This is a genomic window from Bacteroides sp. PHL 2737 (assembly GCF_004115325.2).
Taxonomy (GTDB): domain Bacteria; phylum Bacteroidota; class Bacteroidia; order Bacteroidales; family Bacteroidaceae; genus Bacteroides; species Bacteroides hominis.
In genome coordinates, this window is record NZ_CP040630.1 from 3,281,588 (window position 1) to 3,304,091 (window position 22,504).

21 protein-coding genes are annotated in these 22,504 nt (G+C 41.0%); 10 read left to right on the plus strand and 11 right to left on the minus strand.

Annotation, left to right across the window (positions count from 1 at the left end; all coding sequences use genetic code 11):
* Positions 1-93 precede the first annotated feature (93 nt).
* The 3 genes from DBK98_RS13375 to bfmC all read left to right on the plus strand — a co-directional run bounded on the left by DBK98_RS13375 (position 94) and on the right by bfmC (position 5,234).
* On the plus strand, positions 94-3,174 hold the full coding sequence (locus DBK98_RS13375) for a hypothetical protein (protein WP_032536375.1): 3,081 nt from the start codon (positions 94-96) through the stop codon (positions 3,172-3,174).
* 10 nt (positions 3,175-3,184) lie between these two features.
* Entirely contained in the window at positions 3,185-3,538 is a 354-nt protein-coding gene (locus DBK98_RS13380; RefSeq protein WP_009292204.1) for a hypothetical protein, read from the plus strand.
* A 91-nt stretch (positions 3,539-3,629) separates the two neighbouring features.
* A complete protein-coding gene (gene bfmC, locus DBK98_RS13385; protein ID WP_032536373.1) occupies positions 3,630-5,234 on the plus strand; it encodes a pathogenicity island mobilization protein BfmC in 1,605 nt (534 codons plus the stop codon).
* A 16-nt stretch (positions 5,235-5,250) separates the two neighbouring features.
* Here the strand turns inward: bfmC and bfmB are convergent, their stop codons facing one another.
* The gene (gene bfmB / locus DBK98_RS13390) at positions 5,251-6,201 is read right to left on the minus strand and encodes a pathogenicity island mobilization protein BfmB (RefSeq protein ID WP_032536372.1); all 951 of its coding nucleotides are present in this window, start codon (positions 6,199-6,201) and stop codon (positions 5,251-5,253) included.
* Positions 6,191-6,739 carry a BfmA/BtgA family mobilization protein gene (locus DBK98_RS13395; protein WP_032536370.1) on the minus strand — a complete coding sequence of 183 codons (549 nt, stop codon included), beginning with the start codon at positions 6,737-6,739 and terminating at the stop codon, positions 6,191-6,193. The genes bfmB and DBK98_RS13395 overlap by 11 nt, the downstream gene beginning before the upstream one ends.
* Positions 6,740-7,368: 629 nt before the next feature.
* On the opposite strand from DBK98_RS13395, the gene DBK98_RS13400 reads away from it, so the two are divergent.
* From DBK98_RS13400 to istB, 7 genes are all read left to right on the plus strand, one after another.
* Positions 7,369-8,313, plus strand: a complete 945-nt coding sequence (locus DBK98_RS13400; protein ID WP_032536369.1) for an amidoligase family protein — start codon at positions 7,369-7,371, stop codon at positions 8,311-8,313.
* Positions 8,310-8,552, plus strand: a complete 243-nt coding sequence (locus tag DBK98_RS13405; protein WP_175414014.1) for a hypothetical protein — start codon at positions 8,310-8,312, stop codon at positions 8,550-8,552. Before DBK98_RS13400 ends, DBK98_RS13405 begins: the two co-directional genes overlap by 4 nt.
* A 264-nt stretch (positions 8,553-8,816) precedes the next feature.
* The gene (locus tag DBK98_RS13410; RefSeq protein ID WP_032536368.1) at positions 8,817-9,032 is read left to right on the plus strand and encodes a hypothetical protein; all 216 of its coding nucleotides are present in this window, start codon (positions 8,817-8,819) and stop codon (positions 9,030-9,032) included.
* Between the two features lie 436 nt (positions 9,033-9,468).
* Positions 9,469-9,738: a hypothetical protein gene (locus tag DBK98_RS13415; protein WP_032536367.1), complete on the plus strand. Its 270-nt coding sequence runs from the start codon at positions 9,469-9,471 to the stop codon at positions 9,736-9,738.
* Complete coding sequence (locus tag DBK98_RS13420) at positions 9,735-9,956, plus strand: helix-turn-helix transcriptional regulator (protein WP_050503198.1); 222 nt, start codon at positions 9,735-9,737, stop codon at positions 9,954-9,956. The genes DBK98_RS13415 and DBK98_RS13420 overlap by 4 nt, the downstream gene beginning before the upstream one ends.
* Before the next feature lie 637 nt (positions 9,957-10,593).
* Positions 10,594-12,153, plus strand: a complete 1,560-nt coding sequence (gene istA / locus DBK98_RS13425) for an IS21-like element ISBf2 family transposase (RefSeq protein WP_080714551.1) — start codon at positions 10,594-10,596, stop codon at positions 12,151-12,153.
* Positions 12,122-12,964, plus strand: a complete 843-nt coding sequence (istB, locus tag DBK98_RS13430) for an IS21-like element ISBf2 family helper ATPase IstB (protein WP_032536366.1) — start codon at positions 12,122-12,124, stop codon at positions 12,962-12,964. Before istA ends, istB begins: the two co-directional genes overlap by 32 nt.
* Here istB and DBK98_RS13435 read toward each other — a convergent pair.
* The 9 genes from DBK98_RS13435 to DBK98_RS13475 all read right to left on the minus strand — a co-directional run bounded on the left by DBK98_RS13435 (position 12,920) and on the right by DBK98_RS13475 (position 22,376).
* Positions 12,920-13,837 (minus strand): site-specific integrase, encoded by a 918-nt coding sequence (locus DBK98_RS13435; RefSeq protein WP_032536365.1) that lies wholly within the window; start codon positions 13,835-13,837, stop codon positions 12,920-12,922. The genes istB and DBK98_RS13435 overlap by 45 nt on opposite strands.
* A gap of 477 nt (positions 13,838-14,314) precedes the next feature.
* Positions 14,315-14,743, minus strand: coding sequence for a very short patch repair endonuclease (locus DBK98_RS13440; RefSeq protein WP_032536364.1), 429 nt, complete (start codon positions 14,741-14,743; stop codon positions 14,315-14,317).
* 6 nt (positions 14,744-14,749) lie between these two features.
* Positions 14,750-15,505, minus strand: a complete 756-nt coding sequence (locus DBK98_RS13445) for an HNH endonuclease (protein WP_032536363.1) — start codon at positions 15,503-15,505, stop codon at positions 14,750-14,752.
* Entirely contained in the window at positions 15,502-16,824 is a 1,323-nt protein-coding gene (locus DBK98_RS13450) for a hypothetical protein (protein ID WP_033572633.1), read from the minus strand. The genes DBK98_RS13445 and DBK98_RS13450 overlap by 4 nt, the downstream gene beginning before the upstream one ends.
* 3 nt (positions 16,825-16,827) lie before the next feature.
* The gene (locus tag DBK98_RS13455) at positions 16,828-18,930 is read right to left on the minus strand and encodes an ATP-binding protein (RefSeq protein WP_033572634.1); all 2,103 of its coding nucleotides are present in this window, start codon (positions 18,928-18,930) and stop codon (positions 16,828-16,830) included.
* Entirely contained in the window at positions 18,927-20,159 is a 1,233-nt protein-coding gene (locus DBK98_RS13460) for a DNA cytosine methyltransferase (protein WP_032535909.1), read from the minus strand. Before DBK98_RS13460 ends, DBK98_RS13455 begins: the two co-directional genes overlap by 4 nt.
* Before the next feature lie 93 nt (positions 20,160-20,252).
* Positions 20,253-21,170, minus strand: a complete 918-nt coding sequence (locus DBK98_RS13465; protein WP_032535904.1) for a DUF5712 family protein — start codon at positions 21,168-21,170, stop codon at positions 20,253-20,255.
* Between the two features lie 4 nt (positions 21,171-21,174).
* The gene (locus DBK98_RS13470) at positions 21,175-21,759 is read right to left on the minus strand and encodes a BfmA/BtgA family mobilization protein (RefSeq protein ID WP_032535903.1); all 585 of its coding nucleotides are present in this window, start codon (positions 21,757-21,759) and stop codon (positions 21,175-21,177) included.
* Between the two features lie 284 nt (positions 21,760-22,043).
* The gene (locus DBK98_RS13475) at positions 22,044-22,376 is read right to left on the minus strand and encodes a helix-turn-helix domain-containing protein (protein WP_032535901.1); all 333 of its coding nucleotides are present in this window, start codon (positions 22,374-22,376) and stop codon (positions 22,044-22,046) included.
* Positions 22,377-22,504: the final 128 nt, after the last annotated feature.

Sequence of the window (22,504 nt, forward strand, 5' to 3'; positions counted from 1 at the left end):
TACTTGTTTACTTGAGTCCTGCTTAAGTAAACAAGTATTTCTCTTTTTATAATAAACCAGTTAAATCATGTATCATACTTATTCTTTCATGGAATGGAACAAATATCCGAATATCTTTTTACAACCGAGGAGCAGGCAATCATAGCCCGCAGTAAGGCGGAAGGCAGTTACATGAAAGCTCCGAACAGACAGGCAACCAACCTGAATGAAAAGCAGTGGGCACAGGTACGTACCCGGGCATTCAGGGAGTGGTTCGGGGATTGGGAGAACTGTCCGGATGAAGCATCCAAGGTCAGAGATGCCAATGGAGAGCCTCTGGTGGTGTATCATGGAAGCCGAGAAAACTTTTACGAATTCAAGCGGTGGACAGACGGTCTTATAAACAGTGGGCATTTTTTCAGCCCGGACAGGAAGAACGCCTCAGAATATGGCGGCAACATCTATGATGTGTACCTGAACTTGCGCAACCCTTTGGAAGTGGATGCCCAAGGGGCAAATTTCTCCTCCATAGAATACGGTGGCGAGAAAGTGGCGGCATCCGATTTGGGCAATTTGGCGGAAATGGAAGGGTATGACGGAGTGGTGATTTCAGATGTGGCGGACAGTGCCGACATGGGTTCCGGAAATGACCGCACGGTGGATTATATCTCGTTTGCCGCCAACCAGATAAAATCCGCCAGCCGGAATACGGGCAGCTTCCTTGAGAGTCAGGATGACATCCGGTTCAGGGAGATCATCCAGGATGACGGCGGCAAGTCTTTGGTGGGCCTTCATAATATCACTGAGGAGAAGCTGCTTAAAGCCTTGAAGCTTGGAGGGCTTGCCAATCCCAGTGCCGCCGTGATTGATATAGCCAGGCAGTCACATGAAGGATACGGGGAGATTTCCCTGATACTCCCTTCTTCCATGATTGACAAACGTACCGGAAGGAATGCCGGAACATTCAGCGGGGACGCGTGGACCCCCGTCTATCCGCAAATAGAAAGGCAGTTTTCCGGTGACGGTAGCGGGCGTGTCCGGGATGCCATTTCCAGGCTGCCGCAAGAGATGCAACCGAATGTACGCAGTGCCTGGAACAGCTACATGGACGGGCGCGACGAGGGGAGTGCGTTCGCTTATCAGTTTTTATATGAAAGGGGCGAGGCACCCGAATTCAGGAAGGTGGAGCCGCTCTTTGGGGAACATCTGCGGAACCGGATATCCGCCATCGACGCGCTCGATGACTATGATGAACGCAACACGGCCCTGTTGGAGGTTTATATAGAAGAGAATTTCGGTGGTGATCAAACAAAATTCAAAGATTATATCGAAACAAGGAAACGGGTATTACAGGATAAAATACAAGCGTTCCCGGAACAAAAACAAAAAGGTTTGGCTTACAGAAAAGCGGTCCAGAAGCTGAATGATATAGAAGAAAGGGGCTATGAATACAGTTCCGTACAAGACTTCTATGACAGGGTGAAGGCAGATATCCGCCAGGCCGGCAGTGTTGATACCTACCATACCCTGCAGGATGCCTTGGATAAGATCGACGGATCGGAAGCGCTGAGCAGGCAGTATGCGGAGTGGAAGGAAAGCCTTGCGGACAAATACGGTATCAAGGAGGTACTTTTCAAAGGTTATACTCCGGATGGTATCAGGATCTATCTTCCCCATACCCTGGAGAATGTCTCCGGGTTAATGAAACGGCAGGGCCTGGCCGCCGCAACCGGCTGGGGAGGCTCCTTCTCTGAATTCGCGGCCGCTCTTATGAAGCCGGTCGGCACACTGGACGGTATTCGCCGGCAGAAAGGAAGACTGACCACTGACCATAGTGATCTGGAGGCATTCAGGGACAAATGGCAGGAGGTCTATTTTAATCTGGGAATCAAGCTTAACCCGGGCGGCGGCACCTTTGATGATACCGGCCTTTACCGTGTGGGGGATATCGCGCTGAAACCTGATCCCGGGAGTTTTGCCAAACGTGAGTACGGGGTGGAACTTACCGGGGAGGATGTACGGCAACTTAAAGAGATGGTTGATGCCATACAAAATGAATATCCCGCCATGTATTTTGAAACCAAATTCGAGCGTCCGGTCTATTTGAATGAATTTGTAGCAGCGGTCGTGCCGGAGAATGTAAGTGAAGACGTTTCCAAAGCGGTCCGTGAAAGCGGGCTGCAAGTGTTTGTTTATAAACCCAAGGATGAATCCTCGAGAAACGAGGCTGTGAAACTGGCGTCGGAAATTAAAGGTGTACGGTTCCGGCTTGCGGGTGGGACGGGAGCCTTCACTCCTGCCTGTACAGCAAGCGGGCAGGTTTTCCTTTCCGGGGATGAACGGATGGCGGAACTCTCCCGCCATGCCGTTTTCCTGGCCCGCAAACAGCACATCCCCGTGAACATCATCCATTCCATCGGCGAGGTGGATTCTCCCAAAGTACGTGCCCTTATTGCGGGCGGGAAGGATATAAGGGGCTGGTATGACATCCCTTCGGACCGTATCTGCCTGTACCTGCCCAAAGCGCGCGGCAAGGAGGATATCGAGCGTACCCTGCTGCACGAAGGAGTGGGGCATTACGGCCTGCGCAGACTGGCCGGGCGGAAGCATATGGACGCGTTCCTGGATGACATCTTCGCCGGATGCGGGGAAAAGGTGCGCGGGGAGATTATCCGGCTGGCCGGTACGGGAAAAATGGATATACGTACCGCAACGGAAGAATACCTGGCATGTATGGCCGAAAGCGGGGCGGATGCCCGTGTATGGGACAAGATCCGCCTTGCCTTCAGGAACCTTCTGCGGAAGTTAGGTTTCAGCATCAAGGTTGATGACAGGGAGCTGAAGGGTCTGCTCGCGGCCAGCCGGGAAAACCTGAAGAGAACGGCGGCCACCCGCATACCGGAAAAGATACAGACCCCGAAAGGAGAACTTGAGCTTACCCCCGGATATGCCGCCGGATCTCTCAGAAGTAAAGACGGAGTCCGGGATGTCACACCGTTCCTGAAGGAGATGAAGAGGGCCGGGCTGAAGCCGGCCTCCCTCAGTCCGGAGGAATGGAAATCTCTTTTCAGCGGTAAAGGAATAGCGCTTCCCGACGGCAGGATGCTTATGGCCGTAAAGGAACCGGCCGGATATGGACTGAAGATAACCGCTCCGGCTCTCCGGAGTATCAAAACGGCAGAAATGGAAATATAAGATTTGGATTATGAATATGGATAAGAATGATTCTTTCGACGGGCCCCTGCAGGAGGGCAGACATACGACCCTGCGTTCCTTTTCCTGGGGAAACAGGGAGTTTACCATTTCCTCAGACAAAATCAGCCTGTATGTGGGGGGCATACCCTATGACACGAAGCCGATGCTGGATATTCTCCGCGGATCCGGAGTAGATCCCGGGAAACTCTCTCCCGCCAGGTGGATCTCTTTGCTCCGGGGGCAGCCTACACGCCTGCCGGGTTGTGAAAAGCCGTTCATGCTGTTCAAAGCCCCATCCGGATATACTCTCAGGTGCCTGGAAATAACCAGGGGCAGGAACAGGGCTTTCCAGACGGAAATGTAGTATGACACATGTAAATACTTAAAGAGTAAATCGTATATCAATCAAATTAAAGTAATCAGATTATTGAAGTAAATCATTAAAGTAAATTGTTATGGAGAATCTTATTCCTTATATCAAGCTTATTATTCTGGCACTGGCCTGCCTGGTGACGGGAGTTTGCACCCTGAACCGGAAATGGTATGTCAACCTGCCTGTCTTTCTTATATGCATAGCGGGCGAGACCTTCATGGCATACCTGTTCTTTCCCGCATACGCATTATGGCCGGCCTGCGGTTCGGTGGCCATATTCGCTTTCTCCACCGCATGGGAACATCTCAAGCCTTCAGGACGGAAAGAGAACAAGTCCCCGATCAGGTTGCCCGTCATTTCCGGGGTTCCATACCGCCATCTGGAATTCTATTACTATTATTCCAATTTCCTGGTCTATGGAGGGGCCGGTTCGGGAAAGACAAAGAGTATCGGCAAATGGCTGCTGGAGGAATATATCAGGCTGGGCTTCGCAGGGTTCATCTACGATTTTAAGGACGTGGACTACACGCAGACGGCCTATAACCTGACAAAGAAGTACGGCTACCCGCACAAGTTTTACTACGTGAGTTTCGACAAGCCGGAACGTTCATACCGGTTCAACCCGCTCAAGGTGGTAAAGGACCGTACCGAGCTGATGCAGCTCATGGAAGATGTCCTGCTCGCACTGCTTCCCAAGGGGGAAAAGCAGAATGAATGGGTGGCCGGGGGGCTGGGTATCCTGCGCGGGGTAGCCTTCCGCTTTTGGGATGAATTTCCCGAGTATTGCACGCTGCCCCATATCATGGCCTTTATCATGACCGCCTCTACCAGGCAGCTGTCCATATTCCTGCAGCAGAACCTCGTTGCGGAAATGATGGCCGGCGCGTATCTCAAGGCCGAAGGTTCCGAAAAGACCCAGGCATCCTACCTTTCCACCCTGTGTAACAACCTGTCGACCATTTCACAGAATGAAGAGATAGCCTATATCCTTTCAGGGGATGATTTTGACTTCAACCTGATCGATCCGGAAGATCCGAAACTCTTTGCCATCAGCAACAATTTTTCCAAGAATTCGGTCTATGCCCCGGTGATAGGCATGCTTATGAGCATATCCACCCGCCAGTTCACCATGCAGAACAAAGTGCCTTTCGTCTATTTCCTGGATGAAATGACAACGGTCAATATCAAGAACTTTGAGACGCTGCCTTCGGTCCTGCGCGAATACAAGGTCGGCTTTGTGCTGCTTACACAGTCCGGCGCAAAACTGGAAGCCCTGTATGGTAAACTCGACCGGGCCTCCGTGGAAGCCAATTTCGGAATCCAGTTCTTCGGGCGTACCAAGGATGTGGAAGCCCTGAAATATTATCCGCAGATGTTCGGTAAGGAGGAAAAGGAAAGAAAATCCCGGAGCACGGGAAAAAGCGGCAGCAGTTCGAACCGGAGCGTTACCATCTCTTCCCAGAAAGAGGATATCTACCAGGGAAGGGATTTTGCGGATCTCGAGCCGGGAGAGTTCATCGGATCCGCCACCCGTGCCAATGTCAGATATTTCAAGGTGATGCTCGGGGAGTTTAAAGAAAAGGATGAAAAACCGCTGCCCGACGTCCGGGTCCTGGAACCGGGAGAAATATCCGGGAATTTTGCCAGGATCCTTGAGGAGGTACGCTCCCTTTTCCCATGTGAATAGTAAGGACAGGCCGGGGCTACAGATCCCTTCCGGAAAGAAGATCCGTCCCCAGCCTTTTAAGTTCCTGAATAATTGCCTTCCTGGGATTTACCACAAACCGGTAAATCCGGAAGGTGTTGGCATACAGACGTCTTTCTTCCTTCAGCTCCCCTTTGAGAACTTCCTGTTTGAGCTTTGATACCGCCTCGTTCTTCAGTTCGTTTTTGGCCTGCCAATTCTCGGAGTACTTCCTCAAGCTTTCATCCCTGGAATAGTAATTAGGGAAATAGTCATATGACTGATTGAAGCGTGAAGCGCACCGGGAGGACCATTGAGAACGGTCAAAACCTACCACAACTTCCCTGCCTTCAAGTACCTGCCGGTTTCCCCTGCTTTTTGACAGCGGGGAGAGTGATACGGTCTGCGTCCTATCCATGCGGGAAACGATCACATGCACATGAAGCTGGAGCCCGGGCTTCTTATCTCCCGCCTTTGCCCTGCCGGCCTTAACCTCCGGATCATCATTCTTATAGTGGCGTTCCGTTTCCACGCGTCCGTACCAGACCAGGTCATCCCCTGATTTTATTTTCTCACGGTAGAAGTTACGGGCATATTCATCCATACATTCGCGGGTGAATCCCTTCATCTGTGCCAGTACACTCTCCTGCTCCCCGGGAGTCAGTTCCGAAAACTCCCCGACCTTCCGCCCGGTCACCCTTTCTATCAGATGTCTCTGTTCGTCACCACTGGGATTGATGGAAAGCATATAGAATTTGTCATCGTTGCTTTTCAGGGTCCTGTGGTTGTTGTCTATATGATTCTTGACAGCATAGGGAGTCACATAATCTTTTTGATGTGAGAAAAAATTGTCGTAGTAAGGACGTTCGTCCCGGGACTCCTTGCTGAGATAATCCACCAGTTGGGTACACTTTCCCTTATTGTCCGATACCTGCGGAGTGTTTACGGGACGGTGCGGTTTACAGTACATATTCCTCGTTGATTTTCTTGATAAGCAGTTGCAAAGTGTTAATGGGAACCCTGACATCATCACTGAGTTTTATCATAGGGAACTTACCGGGATCGAGCTGGTATTTTACCAGTTCGGCCAACCGCCTGAGTTTGTCCTTGTATATGGCGGCACCCTCCGCCTGAAGATCTTCCGTCTGCATCCGTTCCTTCAATTTCCGGTTTTCATCTTTCAGATCCCGGAGCTCATTCATCAACCGGGCATAGTCAGGTGACTCCTGCGGGGCAGCATTTATGCCGGAGAGTTTCTCAAGTATGGGCTTGAATATATCCCGTTCCTGGGATTTGATAATCCTGACAACATCCTCAATCCTCTTTTCGACTAATGCTGTGGGGTTTCTGGACGCATAGCGGGGATTGAACCCTGTGATTTCAAAAAAAGTAATCATCCTGTCGATACAGGAATTGGCAGAATCACCTCCCTGAAAAATCTCCATACGCTTTTTAACACTTGGAGAGATTCGGATCATTTTTGTTGAATTTTCCTTGTTTGTATTCATTTTTGTTACTGGCTATTATTCTGGGACAAAGGTATATGAAAGGACTTTTGGAGTCAAGCGTTACACTGTCACTCCGGGGATAACGTTTTCTAATGTTTTGAAAATTAGTAAAATAAAAAGCCGTTTACAGAAAATTTACCGAATGTAGAGACTCTATTTGTTTAATAATCAACAAAATAAGTCTTTTTTGTATACGTTTGTCTACACCGAAGTATAAGCTGCACACACATAATTGTTTTATTATCAGCGCTTTGCGTTGATTTGTGTTCCCGTGTGCGGGAACTCCTCTTGCTCTTCCTTATCAGGAATTTACTAAGGGACCTCCGGCCCTTAGCCCGGGACGCTTCCGAGAGGCCCGGAACATCAGGCAGGGGCATGACTGCCGGTGAACTTCCTCCCCTGAAAAGACATGACATCGCAAAAGGGTGGGAAGGCTGCAAGGGAGAGCGACGGGACACCCAAAAAAATCCCCCCCATGAAAGAAAAAACACCCTGTTTCCGGTGGGACGGATACAACTTTTAGCAGAAGCGAAAGTAAGCTAATATGCTGATAAAGAGCATGCTTGAATTTGCAAGAACGGAGAAAAATCATTACCTTTGTTATATAATAATAAAGGAGATAACAAGTTATGAATGAAACAATTAGACGCATTTTAGCCGAGAGTGGAACAAAAACCTCAAAAATCCGTAAGCTTCTTCTGATCGGACTTTCACACCGTGAAATTGCCGACCTCGTTACCCGTGGAAACCGTGGCTTCGTGTGGAACGTCTATAAGAGAATGAGGGACGAGGGCCTGCTTCCCGCTTCACAGACAGCGACTGTCTTAAGACCAGAACCCGACTATACTTTCAACCGTTGCTTCGGGGTTGAGATCGAAGCCTACAACTGCCCGAGACAGACCTTGACGGATGCGCTTCGGGAGGCTGGCATCCCTGTGGAAATTGGAAGCCGTAATGCCGAGACCAACAGCAACTGGAAACTGACCACGGACGGAAGTTTGGAGGGAAGCCATACTTTTGAGCTGGTCAGCCCGATCCTCTGCGGTGAGCAGGGTTTGGAGGTACTGGAGAGGGTATGCTGGGTGCTGGACGCATACAATGTAAAGATAAATAGCAGCTGTGGAGTCCATGTGCATTTTAATGCGGGTGACTTTAATCTTACAACTTGGCAGAACTTAATCCTTTCCTACAAACATGCCGAAACTGAAATAGACAAGTTCATGCCTGCCTCACGCAGGGGAAACAGAAGTACCTACTGCCGTTCTCTCAGAGCGTTCTCCGATGAAGATATCAGATCGGCGGAAAGTATCGAGTCACTACAAAGACTCTTCGGAAGCAGGTACATGAAAGTAAACCTTGAAGCTTATTCACGTCACAGGACAGTGGAGTTCAGACAACACTCGGGAACGATCAATTTCACAAAAATAGAGAATTGGGTTAGATTCTTGGGAAGATTGATTATCTTTGCATCTACATCTTCGCTTCCTGCGGGAATCAGACTGGAGGATTTTCCTTTCTTGGAGGAAAAACAAAAATTATATTATAAATTAAGAACAAAAAAATTAATGGAATGAATATGAATAAGAAGATGTATATATTGCCGGGGGATGAGCGCATAGCAGCCTCCGATGCCAAAGAGTTTGTACATGAACTTCGGACGGGCAGTTGGATGGATTCCAACTGCACAGATGAACAGTATATGTGCAATTTTGCCGAACGTTACGTGATTCAGGCAGGTGTGAAGATTGCCACTGATACACCGGAGAATTTCCTTGCCGATTTGATTCGGACAGGATACGCCAAAGAGATGTAACGGAGGCTATTTCCTTTATTATTACACCTCCCCGTTTTTCCTTTCAAGGGAAGACGGGGATTTTCTATTCATACAAGTAATCATTAACAGATACTTTAAATATTTATTTACTTTAGTGTTTTTATAAGTATTTTACTTAGAAAGTAAAATACACTTTTCAATATTTACTGCCTCTATATGCAAATAATAATTATTTGCATGTTTTTATTGAGAAATAATGCATATATTAATTATTTGCATATATTCGCAGAAAAATAACTAACAATGAATAAAGTGGTATATGTACATCTCGTTTTTGAGAAGAAAGACTATTTCTTCGGCAGCATCGCCGCCATTTATGACCACCTGAGCGCGGAACAGGTCGGAGCTGGCTACCATACGCTCCGGAACGTCCGGTGGAAAGAGACGTCGGTGCATACTACATCCAGAGCTATCATTAAGGTCGGAAGACTTCTGCGTGCCGGTAGCGGCAGGAAGTGACCTTATATTGTGGACTCTCTAATTTACGGGAATGGTGACTGCTTAAGAGAGGATAGGTATAAAACACAATATTGAATGGCTCTATAAAAAAGAGCATCCTTTTCAAAGGGGATGCTCTTTTTTGACTTTAGCTCAACTCTATAAAGTCTTAATTCCATAAGGTACGATTAAAATGTTACAAAGTTATTTTAGTCAATTTTTCAATTCCATAAGGTACGATTAATTCTTTGTAACAGTGCAAAGAAAGTGATTATTTTTTATATATCAAAACAATTTGAGTATGTTTTATAACATGCTTAAATTGTTTATATGTAACAAAATGTTAAAGTTTGGTATTACGCAAACTTTTTCTACTCAAAAGTTCGGTATTACATAAACTTTTCGTATCTTTGTAGTATCAAAATAAACAAGTAATAACAATTTAAAAAATAATATTATGGGGTATAAATTCGAAGTGATTTACAAAAATGGAAGTTTGACTTTCTCTAACGGAAGAGAGAGATTAATAAATAAATGTAAGGAGCTATATTGGAATGAAGCTCCGGAAGACTGGGCCTCGTTTGATGGGGACTTTTCGGTCCAATATCGTGAGTCCATTGGAATACACGATCGTGCCGTGATTGAGTTCCATTCAAAAGAATGGATGGAGATAATCACAAGAGCACTTATTAATGATCCTAATGTGTATTCCGTGAAAGAGATATGATACGAGAAGTTATCAAAGAAGCAATGAAAGTCCGCAAGATCAAAGCAAAAGACCTTGCGGAACATATCGGAATCAATAAAAGTACCATGTCCATGTTCATTAATGGTAAAATGAACCTGGGACAAGAAAAAATAGAAATGATATTTCTATTTCTCAATATAGAGCTCGTTATAAAGGATTCCGGGGAAGGGGAAACAAGTTCAAGTCTTTTCAGATAAAAGGGCATATTGATATATTCACTCTGGAAATAGTAGAAACAGCCAGGTTTTCCCACACTTGATTCGAGAGCACTGTGCCCCTTGCACGGATGCGGTATTTTTCCTTTCTTGGGGATTCCCCCGATCCGGAAGAGACGTGTCCTTTGCACCACGATCAAATTACTGATTCCTTTTTGGTCAGGTAATTTGATTGCCGGGTTTGTTTGATCGCTTACCCAATCGGAGACGAATGCAGGGTCGCTCCGTATTTGTTCCATTTAGGAGTACCCTTCTCCCCAGATACTTATTTTCTATTTCTTCAAAGGTTAAAACTTCATGTCTTCCATATCATTTTCTTTTAATGGCATTTTTTGAGTTTTCCTAATAAACTGTTTCCTGGTAATATTCAACAGTAAATTTACGTGTTCCATTGTGAGTACATGTGTAAGGCTGTACAAGTTGTCTTTTCCTATTACAATATTGCCTTCGAATTATATACCGGATTCCATCTCACGTTTCACAAGAAGCCACAGATGTAGATTGTAACTTTACCAGTGGAAAAACGGAAAGTGGTATGTCTCACTTTTACAGGGGCATGATTTTTCTGCCCTGCGAGAATGTCTATCTTTGCCGGCTCAACAAAGAGACAGACACCGGAATGGAAATAAGGAAACAATATTTTAAGGAGAAACAATATATGTGGCATAAAGTAAGGGAGCTTCAGTTGAAAGGACTGAACAAAACACAAATTGGAATATATCTGGGTGTGAACCGTAAGACTGTACGACGGTATCTGAATATGACTATGGAGGAGTTTGTTAAAAAACAAAGTTCTCACCGCAAGTACAGGCTGAAACTGGAAAACTACGAGCAATATGTACGTGCAAACCTGGAAGAATACCCGTATATATCGGCCGCCAGGATACATGACTGGCTGAAGGAATGCTATCCGGACTTCCCCCGTGTATGTAACAGAACCGTATCCGGTTTCGTGGAAAGGGTACGCAAAAAATACGGCATCGGGAAAAAGGTTGAAACGCATAAGCGAAACTACGAGAAGCAGCCTGATACTCCCTACGGGGAATACGCACAGGCGGATTTTGGGGAGAAATGGATGCGCACTGAAAACGGGAAGTCCATCAAAGTGTACTTCTTTGCTATTGTCCTGTCCCGTTCACGATATAAATTTATCTATTTTAGCCGGAGGCCCTTTGACACCGGGCTTGCGGTTTATGCCCATGAACTTGCCTTCGAATACTTCGGAGGCAGGCCGCAAAAGATCATTTACGACCAGGATAAAGTACTTATAGCACGGGCGAACATGGGGGATTTGATACTGACCGGCAAATTTCAGGCATTTGTAAAAGAGCAGCATTTCCATCCCGTGTTCTGTCACAAGGCCGATCCGGAGTCAAAGGGGAAGGTAGAGAATGTTGTGAAATATGTGAAGACGAATTTCCTCACGGCACGTATTTTTCAGAATATAGACAGACTTAATGAAGAAGCACGTCTCTGGCTTGAAAGAACGGGAAACGGGAAGGAACATGGTACCACACACCGGATTCCCCTTGAGGAATTTGCACAGGAAAGAGAATACCTTGTACCCTATCACGGTACTCCGCATTCACCCGGTGGAGAAATGAAGGAATATCATGTACGTAAAGACAATACCGTACAGTACAGGGGAAACTACTATAGCCTGCCATGCGGAACCTATCGGGGAGGAGAAACGACAGTATGGCTCCATGAAACAGACGGATGCCTGGAGCTTTATAATAAGGAGACGGGAAAGCTTGTCTGCCGGCATGATCTGTGCGAACTCAAGGGAAAGACTATCTATGGTGAAGGACACAGAAGGCAAAGAAATATCGGAGCACAAAAGCTGGCTGAACGCATTCTTATTTATGTATCGTACAATAGAGAGGTCGCCTTATGGCTTGAGAACCTGCAGAGAAAGAAGGAACGTTATTACAGGGAGAATCTGGAGGTAATTCTACGCATAATTCCCGGATATGACAAAGCCATCCTGACAGAAGCGGTTAGTGTATGTCTGGACAAGGGAATCTATAATGGTGAGTCCGTTAAAAGCCTGTGCGGACATATATGGAAGAAGAAAATGGGAGAATCGGATGTAGGAAAAAATCCTGCCTCCCGGACACAGTCAACCGGATTGGTAAAAACATATAATGAAATCTTTAGAAACAATGGCAAGGTATAAGAAAGAACTGACCGAATGTGCCCGCAACCTGAAGCTGCCATTCCTGGCAGAACACCTGGATGAAATACTACATGAAGCACAGGAAAAGCAACAGACTTACTCCGAGTTTCTGTCAACTTGTCTGATGCGGGAACTTCGGGACAAGGAAAGGAGAAGTTATCTGACCAGGTTGAAATTTGCAGGATTGCCTGCAAGGTATGATCTGGATCTATATGATTTCTCACGTACCGAAGGGATTGACCAAAGGCAGATGCGCGAATTGCGTGAACTGGTATGGATAAGAAGGACATATAATCTTCTGCTGGTAGGAGATTCCGGAACCGGAAAGACATTCATTGCTTCAGGACTTATCCATGAAGCAGTGAAAGCGGGTTATAAGGCATACCTGCTGACCTTGGAAGAACTGCTTGTCTGTTTGAAGACTAAGGAGATATCACGACCCGCGATGAAAACATACAAACGAATAATGAAAGCGCAGCTGCTGGCAATCGATGATGTTACGCTGTTTCCCCTGAAAGGAGAAGATGTACTGCTGCTGTTTAAACTGGTGAATTGCGTTCAAGGTAAGACATCACTTATCATTGCCGCAAGCCGGGATCTTACCGGATGGCTGGAGATGGCAGGAGACGAAGTTTGTGCGGCAGCTCTACTGGACAGACTACTCTATTGTTGTGAGATAATCAGGCTATCAGGAAAAAGCTACCGCATGGAAAACAGGAAAACAATTTTTAGCAATCAACAGATAGGGACTGCACCTCAAAAAGGGTTAATGAAAGTAAAGAAGAGAACTAAGGAAAGTGGGTACTGTTAAATTGCACAAAAAAGGGACCTGTAAATTTGCTCGGTACATCCATAGATTATCATCAAATGCCAAACGTATGTCGTTGCTGGTTAATTCGCATATATCCACGTATGAAATTCCCGTAGAGCAGCTAAAAATGAAAATATCCCGTACCTGCTCCAATCGCTTTGAAGCAAAATCCTTATTGCATATCCTGCTTATCTCGTCTTTGTCAAGATACCCTCTTTCTATATACTCGAATTTCAGTTTATAATTGGCGAACGGGGCGGCTGTTATCAATCCTGTAAAGTTTACCACCGTGCGGAAACGCTGGATAAACTTCATTGCCGTATTGGGTGAACAATCGTGGTTTTTTATTATATACAGGTAGAAATTCTCAATAAATACTTTGTTGATTTGGCGTATCGGCAAATCCGATACACGATATTCATCTTTCATGTATTGGGTTAAGCGTAACTTTGTCAGTTCGTATCGGCTGTACGTTTTGGGTGTGGCTTCTCCTGCTTCGACCTTTTTCTTGTATTGGTCGTTGTGCTGGGTGAAAAAAGAAATAATGGTATTTGCTTCTTCCTCTTTTCCCAATAGTGCATTTTTCACGCTTTCGGGTGTAACATAGCTATCCCGCATTAATTGATTGTGGAAGTGTGAACGGATATTTGCTTTGATGTCGTCCAGCATGGAATTAAGCCTTTGTATCTCCATTGATTTACCTATGGCTCTGCCGGATTTCCAGTTAGTTTCTAATACTTCTAACTTGGTATTGAATTGGGTCTGTTTGCCGTTGATTGTGATACGGGCATGAATGGGTACTAAACCATTCTTTTTCATCTTGTCTTTTTTCAGGTAAAACAATACGCTGAAAGTACTTTTTTTATACTTCATAATCTCACTTTTTTTAGATTGCAAAACTAATTTTAATCACTGTAAATGAGATAAATAGAGTATAGACAAATCACGTCAAAAGTAAGCCATTTTCCGACAATCGTACCCCCTAATCGTTTTTTGGGGAAGGGGGTACGATTTGGATACTCAACCGTGTCTTTTCGTGCCCCTTTTTTGTCTTTTAAGCAAGACTGAAACAATAAAAAAAGTCCTACAATACGTTGATATTGTAGGACTTGTCTCTTTTTTGTCGCCGTTTGGCTTTGTTCTTATGTGATCCGCCTGGGATTCTCCTAATAGAGTTACCACACTGATATTTAAAACGTTATATTTTTAGCTTCAAGCATATCCCATGAATTATCCCACTAATTTGCTACGTGCTTTTGCGGTAGTTTGCTCATGGAGAATACTGGGGGTAAAGATAATGAATATTCTGAAAGATATGACTAATAAGATCAAAAAACTCTTGATATGATATTACCTTGATGTTTTAGTCAATATACAATTTGCAACTTCCTCAATAAGACTTTCCAAACTTTTCTTTTTAATTTCGCACTCCCATATAACAATAATATTCCACTTTAAATCAACTAGTTGCTCTATATTGTTTTTATCTCTATTGATATTTGATGATATTTTATTTTCCCAAAATTCAATATTCGATTTTGGGAGATGGGAGTCTTTACAATTAGAGTGAGCATGCCAAAAACAACCATGCACAAATATTACTGTTCTATATTTGGGGAGTACAATATCGGGTTTTCCAGGTAATTTTTTGTAATTAATCCTATAGCGAAATCCTTTTGAAAAAAGTGATTTACGAATAATTATTTCAGGCTTCGTGCTTACAGAGCCAATATTAGACATTATTTTAGAACGTTTATCCTTTGTGTAAATATCGGTCATTGAATACTATTTTTTGAATATTGTGTCATAATGATACTCTAAGAATACTTTTTCAGGAATGAATTTCTGTGGTAAAGTTATTTTGCAATTTTCGTAAGAAAGAAGATTTTTTGACATAAAAGGGTCGTTTAGGCTGTATACTTCTCTTGATAGCAAAATTCTGTAGTCATTTGTTATTGTAAATAGTCCTTGGTCAAATGAATAATGAAGTAATATATTCATGCAAAGACCATTCTGTGGGTTCATCCTATTTTTAACATCCTTATTCCAAGGTTTAATATGACACGCTGATAAAAGAGAAACACAATTACTACCTGTAACACAACACTTATTATTATAAGATGCTAAGATCATTTTTCGGAAAAAAGATTGATTTACTCTTTGTCTGACGATAATCTCCCTTTCTCTCCCTTCAAGGTACAATGGAATATCATATAGTTCATATTCGATAGATTTATTTTTATATTTAGCAAGTATACATTCACTTTCATAAGATAATTGTTCCCAATCATTGTTGAATTTTTCCCAGATAATCTTTTCTCCCTTGGCTCCTTGGGTTAAACCTGAAATATTTCTTGCTTTCAATGCAGGATCTAACCTTGCAAAATTAGCAAGTTTCATAGCGACAGAGCTATTAGAACGATTAATAATTTTAGCCAACTCCTTTACAGGTGGATAATTAGCATTTATCTTGCTGAAAGGAATTTTACAGTAAAGATTAAATGCCAAAATATGCTCTTCATATGTCCAGATATTCTTCATTCGTGTGATATAATTCCTATTCTTGATGCATAATTGGCATATCTATTTCCTATTTGATTAATTAAGTTGTCACTTAACTTAAATATTATTTCATCTAGAATCGCATTTGTTATCTGAAAGCCATATATATATCTAAAATTTAATATGATAGCGAACTTTTCATCATTTAGAAGAAAAGAAGGAGTGAAAAATTTATATTCACCACTAGAAGGTTTAGCTATTGTTGGATCTATTGGATATTTAATACCAAACAAATATTTTAAAGCTCTTGGATTTTGTTGAGCATAATCACAGCTAGCACTAATCTCTACAAATACAGGAATACATTTTTCAATATATTGGAGTCTAATACTCTCAACTTCTTCCTCTTTTTTTCCTTTTATTGAAGGAAAACTAAAGTATTCTTTTATAAGTTCATTTTTCTTTTTCCCAAATATATTTTTGAATAGTGTAGAGGTTTTCTTTACTTTAATAACAACACCTCTCTCATCTTTCTTCAAGTGTGACTTATCATTATCTATATGATAGATAGTATTTAATGCTTCCGTTTTAAAATCGGAAGGAAATTTAAGCTTGGCATCCTGATTTAATGAGGATAATTTGTTAATCCAAACGGAAGATAAGTCTGCTTTTTTTATATTATGTTGTAATATAGGAAATAAAGTTCTTTGAATGGCTATTGCAGGTGTCTTTCTTGCAAGTTTTATGCCCATAGTATTAGCTGCCATTTTGGAAAAGATAAGATCAAAATTATTTTCAAAGATAATATTTTCTCCCCATTTGTCATTTCCTCTAGGAATTAATGAAAAAAGGGAATTTATTGTTTTTGAAGCTGCATCATGGGCTTTCTTCTCGTAATCTAACATCGCATTAAGAGTCGAATTTGCCAATACTCTTTGTATTTCCGCTTTTAGTTCATCAACATTGTTGATTAGTGCTTTATTGATGGTATCAATAACTAGCGGACTGGGGATATCATCTTTCTCTCTTTCTTCTATATATTTTTTTATTATTGGTAATTTACTAATATGTAGACTCCAAAAAATAAGAGCATATGGACCATTATTTTTATCCAAAATCTCTTTTAATGCTGATGCTATTATATTACAAAGGAGAGGATCTGCAGGATTGCCTAGCCCTCCGAGATTTATATCAAAGAAAGCAATTCTTATATTTGAATATTTCTCATCAATATTATCACCTTCATTATATAATATAGGGAGACATGGCGTCTTTAATAAATCAAATGCCTTTCTTATTTTATCCAACTCCCTAGAGTCGTTATCAACTGCTATTATTTGAAAATTAGAGTCTGTCATATTCTAGTGTTCTTTTTTAAATTCTAAGGCTAAGACTGCCCCTGTTACAGTGGACGGTATATCGTAATCTCTGGGATCTATAAATAAAAGTTTTCCTCCATACATTTCCATTACTAAACTAGCATAATACAATCCTAATCCCATTCCACCAGGCTTAGTGGTGACAAAAGGGCGAGTTAAATCTTCAGGTGGTAATTTGAATCCATCTCCATTGTCGCCAATAATTAAAGCAGGTCCATTAAACTCTGTTGTATTTGTAGATACATATATATATGGTATATATTCGCTATTTTCTTCTTTTTCTCTTTTTATTCTAGTCCAATATATTGAATTATCAATTAAATTATTAATTGCACTTACTAATAAATTGGATTGCCCAACTAATTGGAAATCTTCAGACTCCTTCGACAATAAAGGTGAAGAAAATACTATTCTATGGTATTTAAAACGGCTTTTAGTTAGTTTGTATACACGTTGGAAAATTGCTGATATATTTTCTGCTGAGCGATTTTGCTGTCTGAGTATTGGAGCAAATCCATCAAGCAGTTGCATAATATTGGTTATTTTAACTGATACCTCGTGCAAGTCACTTCCCCTTTTTATATCTTCGTTTATATATCTTATTTCTCTTTCAACTTCATGGAAAACTAACCCAAGATTCAATCCTGCCATGCCGGAATTTATCATAACATCCCGCATTTCGAGATAATCTTTTTCTACTTTGAGAATCGTTTTTCCTAACTCAGGTTCAAGATTTCTTTTTTGCACCTGTTCTTTAAGTTCATTAATCGACTCTGAAAAGCCGATTTTTTTTATAGGTTTATCTTTTTTTATTGCAAAATCAAGTTTTTCTCGATCACGTTGTGCCTTTATTGCGAAATCATTTACAATATTATAACATAAGTCTTTAAAATGTTCGTATATTTCATTTTCATCAAATCCCTCTCTATTTGTTTTTTCTTGAAGCCCTGTACTCGTTTTTAAATCCAGACTGAATGCACCTAAGATCGTATTATTACTAAATTTTGAACTGGGGTTATTCGTACGACCTATATCTAATCCCATCCAATCATTTCCGGGCTCACCATAATTGTAAACACGTATACCATCTCTATAAATGCGGACTCCTGCATTTTCTTTTAAATATTTTCTGATCGTTTCGGATTGGTTAAACGTATTCAATATATCCGATGATAAATTGAATACATGAAACTCTCCAGCAACTGTTCCTATTTGATTTAAGTCGTTAGCTTTTAATGTTAAATTTTTATTGTTATCAAGTAGTAGTTTATCATGGTATACGGCTTTTTTAGAACATTCAAGCCCAAATACTGAAGGGGGTACAAATTTATATATCCAAGTATACTCTCCATTCTTATTGATGAAAAATTTGAAATGATAAATAGCCGATTCAATTATATCATTAATATTGAATATGTCTTTTATCCAGTTCTCTTGTTCTTCTGGTAATACTAATTCTACAGAGAAATTGTCTTTGTTTTTTTCGAAAGGGCTGATTAAAGTATTGATGGTTCTAGCTAAATTTCTGAAATCCTTTCTTAGCCATGTCTTTCTTCTTAGATTGGATAGAATGACTCGTGTCCCATGTTGTTTATTTATAAAAGTTGTATTGGGACAATCCGAAACAGAAACTTTTGTATCTTCTATATACATTGTGTTTTTTATTAAGTCTTTCCAATTTATAGCAAAAGTATGACCAAATAGAACACCTTCTTCCTTAGTTTCTAAAACTATAGCAGTAGCCAATTTGTGTACAGCTAGCCGTCCCACTCCTTTTTCTCCTAATGAATTTCGTTTATATTTGCGACTGATTTTTTTATTTTTCCCTCTTTTGAAGTCTGTCCCTATTTCGAGCCATGATTTTTCAATTGTTTCGAGAGACATACCACATCCATTATCTTCAATTGTTATAGTTGCTTCAGGAGTATTGATGTTGTCGAAAATTATTTTTACATGGCTGGCGTCTGCATCATACGAATTTTTCACTAATTCAAATATTGCAAGATTATCGCTACCTATTAATTCATCGCCTAATAAACTTAGTATATGACTATTAGCTTTAAAAGAAAAAATATGTTGATTCATGGTATGTCATTTAAAAGAGTTCGTATTTTCAATGCTATTTTTTGAGCCATTAATGGAGGAACAGCATTACCTATTTGTTTAAAAGCAGAAGTTCGATTCCCCACTTCTTTTTCCCCTTCAAAATAATAATTATCCGGAAAAGATTGAATTCTTGCTGCTTCGCGAACAGATATAGACCTAATTTGATCTAAACTATTATATATAAAATGATGTCCATCTTTTGCTATATGAGCTATCAGTGTGTGAGGAATTTTACCTACAACTTTAAATCTATCAAGAAAGTCTTTAGTGTTTTTTTGTGTTCTATGCTGTTCAGGTATTAAATCATTCTTTAAAAAAACACCTTCTTCATACTTACTGATAGCTAATTTATAAATATTCAAATCTTTTTCATTGTGAGGTCTTGCGATATGTAGTGTTAAGATATCATTTTGATTTCTTATTCCACTAGTTTGCAGATATAAATTTGCTGGTTCTGTGTATTCATTCCATCTACTTCCTTCTCCTGGTTTTAGGGGAGGGAGATCTCTAAATAAATCCTTAGAAGTGTATTCATTTTCCTCTATTTCAAATTCCGGATAATTGAAATTTATATCTTCACGCCATCCTATAATAATTAAGCGTTTTCTGTTTTGAATCACTCCAAAATCTAACGAATTTAAAAGTTTATCATCAACAACATATCCAAGTTCTTTGAAATAAGATTTAATATTTTGATAATGTATTCCTTCATCTGATGACTTTAGTCCGGGAACATTTTCAAATACGAATAACTTAGGGCGATAGTGCGATAAAAAGCTACCATATCCAATATATAATTTTTTTCTTGGATCGTCTGTGACATGTTTTAACGCTGCTCGACCAATATTTGAATATGCCTGGCAAGGGGGACCTCCAATGATTAGATCGACTTCATTTTCACCAAGAAGTTTATCTATTTGAGCAAAAATATCGATATTATTATCACTTGATATATATTTGTTTATGACTGATTTAGAAATGGATTCAGGAAGAAGACCATACAAATAATCACGCGAAATTTCGCCTTTGAGATATGAGTTGTATATATCAAGCTGATTTTTAGAAGATAAGTAATAGTAAGCAAGTCGAGTCATTAAGGTAAAACACGCTGCTTTGTCCGATTCAACGTGCGCGATCGGATTAAAACCAGCTTTAGTGAAACCTTCGGAAAGTCCACCTGCTCCAGCAAAGAGATCTATATAATTCATAATATGCAAAAATAATATATTCATTTTAATTAGAACAATATCGTATATGGTTTTTGTTGATTGGTATTGCTTTTTTTGATAGATAGATGCTTTCTACCGTTTGTGAAGTGCTCTTTTTCTTTTTTTCTTGGTTATGAGCAGATTCTCTTCATCTGTTGAACTGGTTTTAGGCAAGAAAAAAGGAAAAAGAGAATTAGCTGAAGAAGTATGCTTTTCATGTTTAGTTGTGATATTGGAAGCCTGACCATCGGTTATATTGTTTTCAGGATTGATAGATAACAAGCTTTCTTGATTGTTGTTTTCCTTGTTTTCTGTTTTTTTTTCACAGATTTGAACTTCTTGTTGTTTAAGTTGCTCAAATATGGAGTTATTCTTCATAGTGTTGTGGTAGTTGAACGATTCGGATTGTTGGCGGTCATAGCCAAATAATTTATTAAAGCCCTGTTCTGCTTGTTGGAATAGGTTCACACGGTCAAAACCACCTGTTACTGTCCCTTTCTTGGTATTCTTGTGGTTGGTAAGCGGTGATAGCTTTTTCTTATTGGCTTGATCTTTCCGACTGACAATCAAATGACAGTGTATATTCAGTTCGTTATCGGAACGGTTACGGTCAAAATGAATCTTACCATAGAACTTTATATCAATTTCAGATAATCCTTTATTGAAGTTCTTGGCATATTCAGGAATAAATACTTTACGAATATATCTTTTCATTGCTTCGGCTTGTTCCTGTTCTGTATTCCCCATTGCTCTAAGTTCTTTTTCCGATGGGCTGACATGGATAGCGTAGAACTTAGCATCTGTTTTTAGAAGTTGTCCGATATTGGTATCCATATCTTTTATGACCTTTGATTTATAGATGTTATCCTCCGTCAGATTGAAAAATCCATCAATATAGGTTCCTTTCTCCATCCGTTCCAAATCCTCATGTTCCATATAATTTGCTAGTTGTCGGCTACTACCAACATTATTATATATACCATTAGATGGTGGGGCAAAGTCTATGTGCATAATCCTATGTATTTATCAGATTGTTGATTTCAACTTTCAGGTTCTCTTTTCTTTTGCTATCCATCACACCACAAGCGGATAACTCCGAATAGAGCTGTATTAGGTGAAGCAACTTTTTATAATCCCGTTGGTGTATCTGGTAAAGTGCATTAATCTGTTTGGATTGGTTGTTTATTACATCGGCATGATTGCAGAACTGTTCGCTTAACTTCTTAAGCACGGCTGTTTGTCTCTCCTGGCTGACTTCCAGTTGAGAAAGTATAAGAGTTTCCAGAGTTTTGCCGATAGCATCGAAGCGCAAAGCGATGGAATTTGTTGCCCGTATCATGGGATTCAGTTGTTCTTCCTCATAGTGACGGATGAAACGGATAATATCATCCTGCCTCTTATTTATTTTCGCCAGTTCTGATTTTACCGATTCAGGGGCTTCGGATGGATTGATATGCGCCTTATCTATATACCCGAACGCCAACTTTACAACTTCGCTCTTTTTCAGTGAATAGCGTTTGCATATCTTCTCTACCAAAGCTGCCGTTTCCTTGTCTATGGAAATGGTCGTGAATATCGTTTTTCGACTGCTGTTTGGCATGATAATTACTTTTTTATAGAAATATGAATAGATAAATATCTGATAATAAGCATTTCAAAGAAAATACTTATTACAGGTGTCATTACAGCGTGTTTTTGTAACACGCTAAAACCGAAGGCTTTGCCCCGCAGGGCAAGAGGGAAGAACAGGACTTGTCCAGTTCCCTCTTGCTCGATTTAGTGAAACGGGCTGAACCGATAGGTGAAGCGGTTTCTGCTAAATCGGGGTGGTAACACAAAGTGATAGCTTAAACACAAGCTTCTCTCCTCTGCTGCATTTTGCAGTCAGGGTTTGTTTTCTAATTGATTAACTTTTTCAAACTGTTTATAAGTTTGATAATCGGCTCGTTCAAGTACAAAAGCTCTAATATCGCTAGCCCGATAATAGGTTTTATGCCCAATAGTAAAATAGGGGAGCTTACCTTTTAGTCGATAGCGTTGTAAAGTTCTGAAAGACACTTTTAACAGAAATGCTAAATCCTGGTTATCAAGTAATCGTTCATTTTCATCTAATACCTGATCGGTATTGATAAGGGATTTTAAGTCTTGTCCTATCTCAGTGAGTTTCTTAGATAGCTTCTCCATCCACTTCTCGAAGTTTTCATTGTCTATATACATTTTGCTTCATTTTTTAGTTCAACATTATTATTTTCAATCGATTGATGAAGCAAAGTACGGTAAATGGATGCAAATAAATTAGGGGTGTAGTATATCTACTCCCCTAACAATTGTTGGTAAGTTCTTGA

Excerpts from the sequence above, each read along its gene's own strand:
- DBK98_RS13405 (WP_175414014.1), top strand. The coding sequence starts at position 8,310 with ATGAATATGAATAAGAAGATGTATATATTGCCGGGGGATGAGCGCATA.
- istA (WP_080714551.1), top strand. The coding sequence starts at position 10,594 with ATGGAAATAAGGAAACAATATTTTAAGGAGAAACAATATATGTGGCAT.
- DBK98_RS13435 (WP_032536365.1), bottom strand. The coding sequence starts at position 13,837 with ATGAAGTATAAAAAAAGTACTTTCAGCGTATTGTTTTACCTGAAAAAA.
- bfmC (WP_032536373.1), top strand. The coding sequence starts at position 3,630 with ATGGAGAATCTTATTCCTTATATCAAGCTTATTATTCTGGCACTGGCC.
- DBK98_RS13470 (WP_032535903.1), bottom strand. The coding sequence starts at position 21,759 with ATGCCAAACAGCAGTCGAAAAACGATATTCACGACCATTTCCATAGAC.
- DBK98_RS13465 (WP_032535904.1), bottom strand. The coding sequence starts at position 21,170 with ATGCACATAGACTTTGCCCCACCATCTAATGGTATATATAATAATGTT.
- DBK98_RS13400 (WP_032536369.1), top strand. The coding sequence starts at position 7,369 with ATGAATGAAACAATTAGACGCATTTTAGCCGAGAGTGGAACAAAAACC.
- DBK98_RS13420 (WP_050503198.1), top strand. The coding sequence starts at position 9,735 with ATGATACGAGAAGTTATCAAAGAAGCAATGAAAGTCCGCAAGATCAAA.
- DBK98_RS13440 (WP_032536364.1), bottom strand. The coding sequence starts at position 14,743 with ATGACCGATATTTACACAAAGGATAAACGTTCTAAAATAATGTCTAAT.
- DBK98_RS13475 (WP_032535901.1), bottom strand. The coding sequence starts at position 22,376 with ATGTATATAGACAATGAAAACTTCGAGAAGTGGATGGAGAAGCTATCT.
- DBK98_RS13375 (WP_032536375.1), top strand. The coding sequence starts at position 94 with ATGGAACAAATATCCGAATATCTTTTTACAACCGAGGAGCAGGCAATC.
- istB (WP_032536366.1), top strand. The coding sequence starts at position 12,122 with ATGAAATCTTTAGAAACAATGGCAAGGTATAAGAAAGAACTGACCGAA.
- DBK98_RS13410 (WP_032536368.1), top strand. The coding sequence starts at position 8,817 with ATGAATAAAGTGGTATATGTACATCTCGTTTTTGAGAAGAAAGACTAT.
- DBK98_RS13460 (WP_032535909.1), bottom strand. The coding sequence starts at position 20,159 with ATGAATTATATAGATCTCTTTGCTGGAGCAGGTGGACTTTCCGAAGGT.
- DBK98_RS13455 (WP_033572634.1), bottom strand. The coding sequence starts at position 18,930 with ATGAATCAACATATTTTTTCTTTTAAAGCTAATAGTCATATACTAAGT.
- DBK98_RS13415 (WP_032536367.1), top strand. The coding sequence starts at position 9,469 with ATGGGGTATAAATTCGAAGTGATTTACAAAAATGGAAGTTTGACTTTC.
- bfmB (WP_032536372.1), bottom strand. The coding sequence starts at position 6,201 with ATGTACTGTAAACCGCACCGTCCCGTAAACACTCCGCAGGTATCGGAC.
- DBK98_RS13445 (WP_032536363.1), bottom strand. The coding sequence starts at position 15,505 with ATGAAGAATATCTGGACATATGAAGAGCATATTTTGGCATTTAATCTT.
- DBK98_RS13380 (WP_009292204.1), top strand. The coding sequence starts at position 3,185 with ATGAATATGGATAAGAATGATTCTTTCGACGGGCCCCTGCAGGAGGGC.
- DBK98_RS13395 (WP_032536370.1), bottom strand. The coding sequence starts at position 6,739 with ATGAATACAAACAAGGAAAATTCAACAAAAATGATCCGAATCTCTCCA.
- DBK98_RS13450 (WP_033572633.1), bottom strand. The coding sequence starts at position 16,824 with ATGACAGACTCTAATTTTCAAATAATAGCAGTTGATAACGACTCTAGG.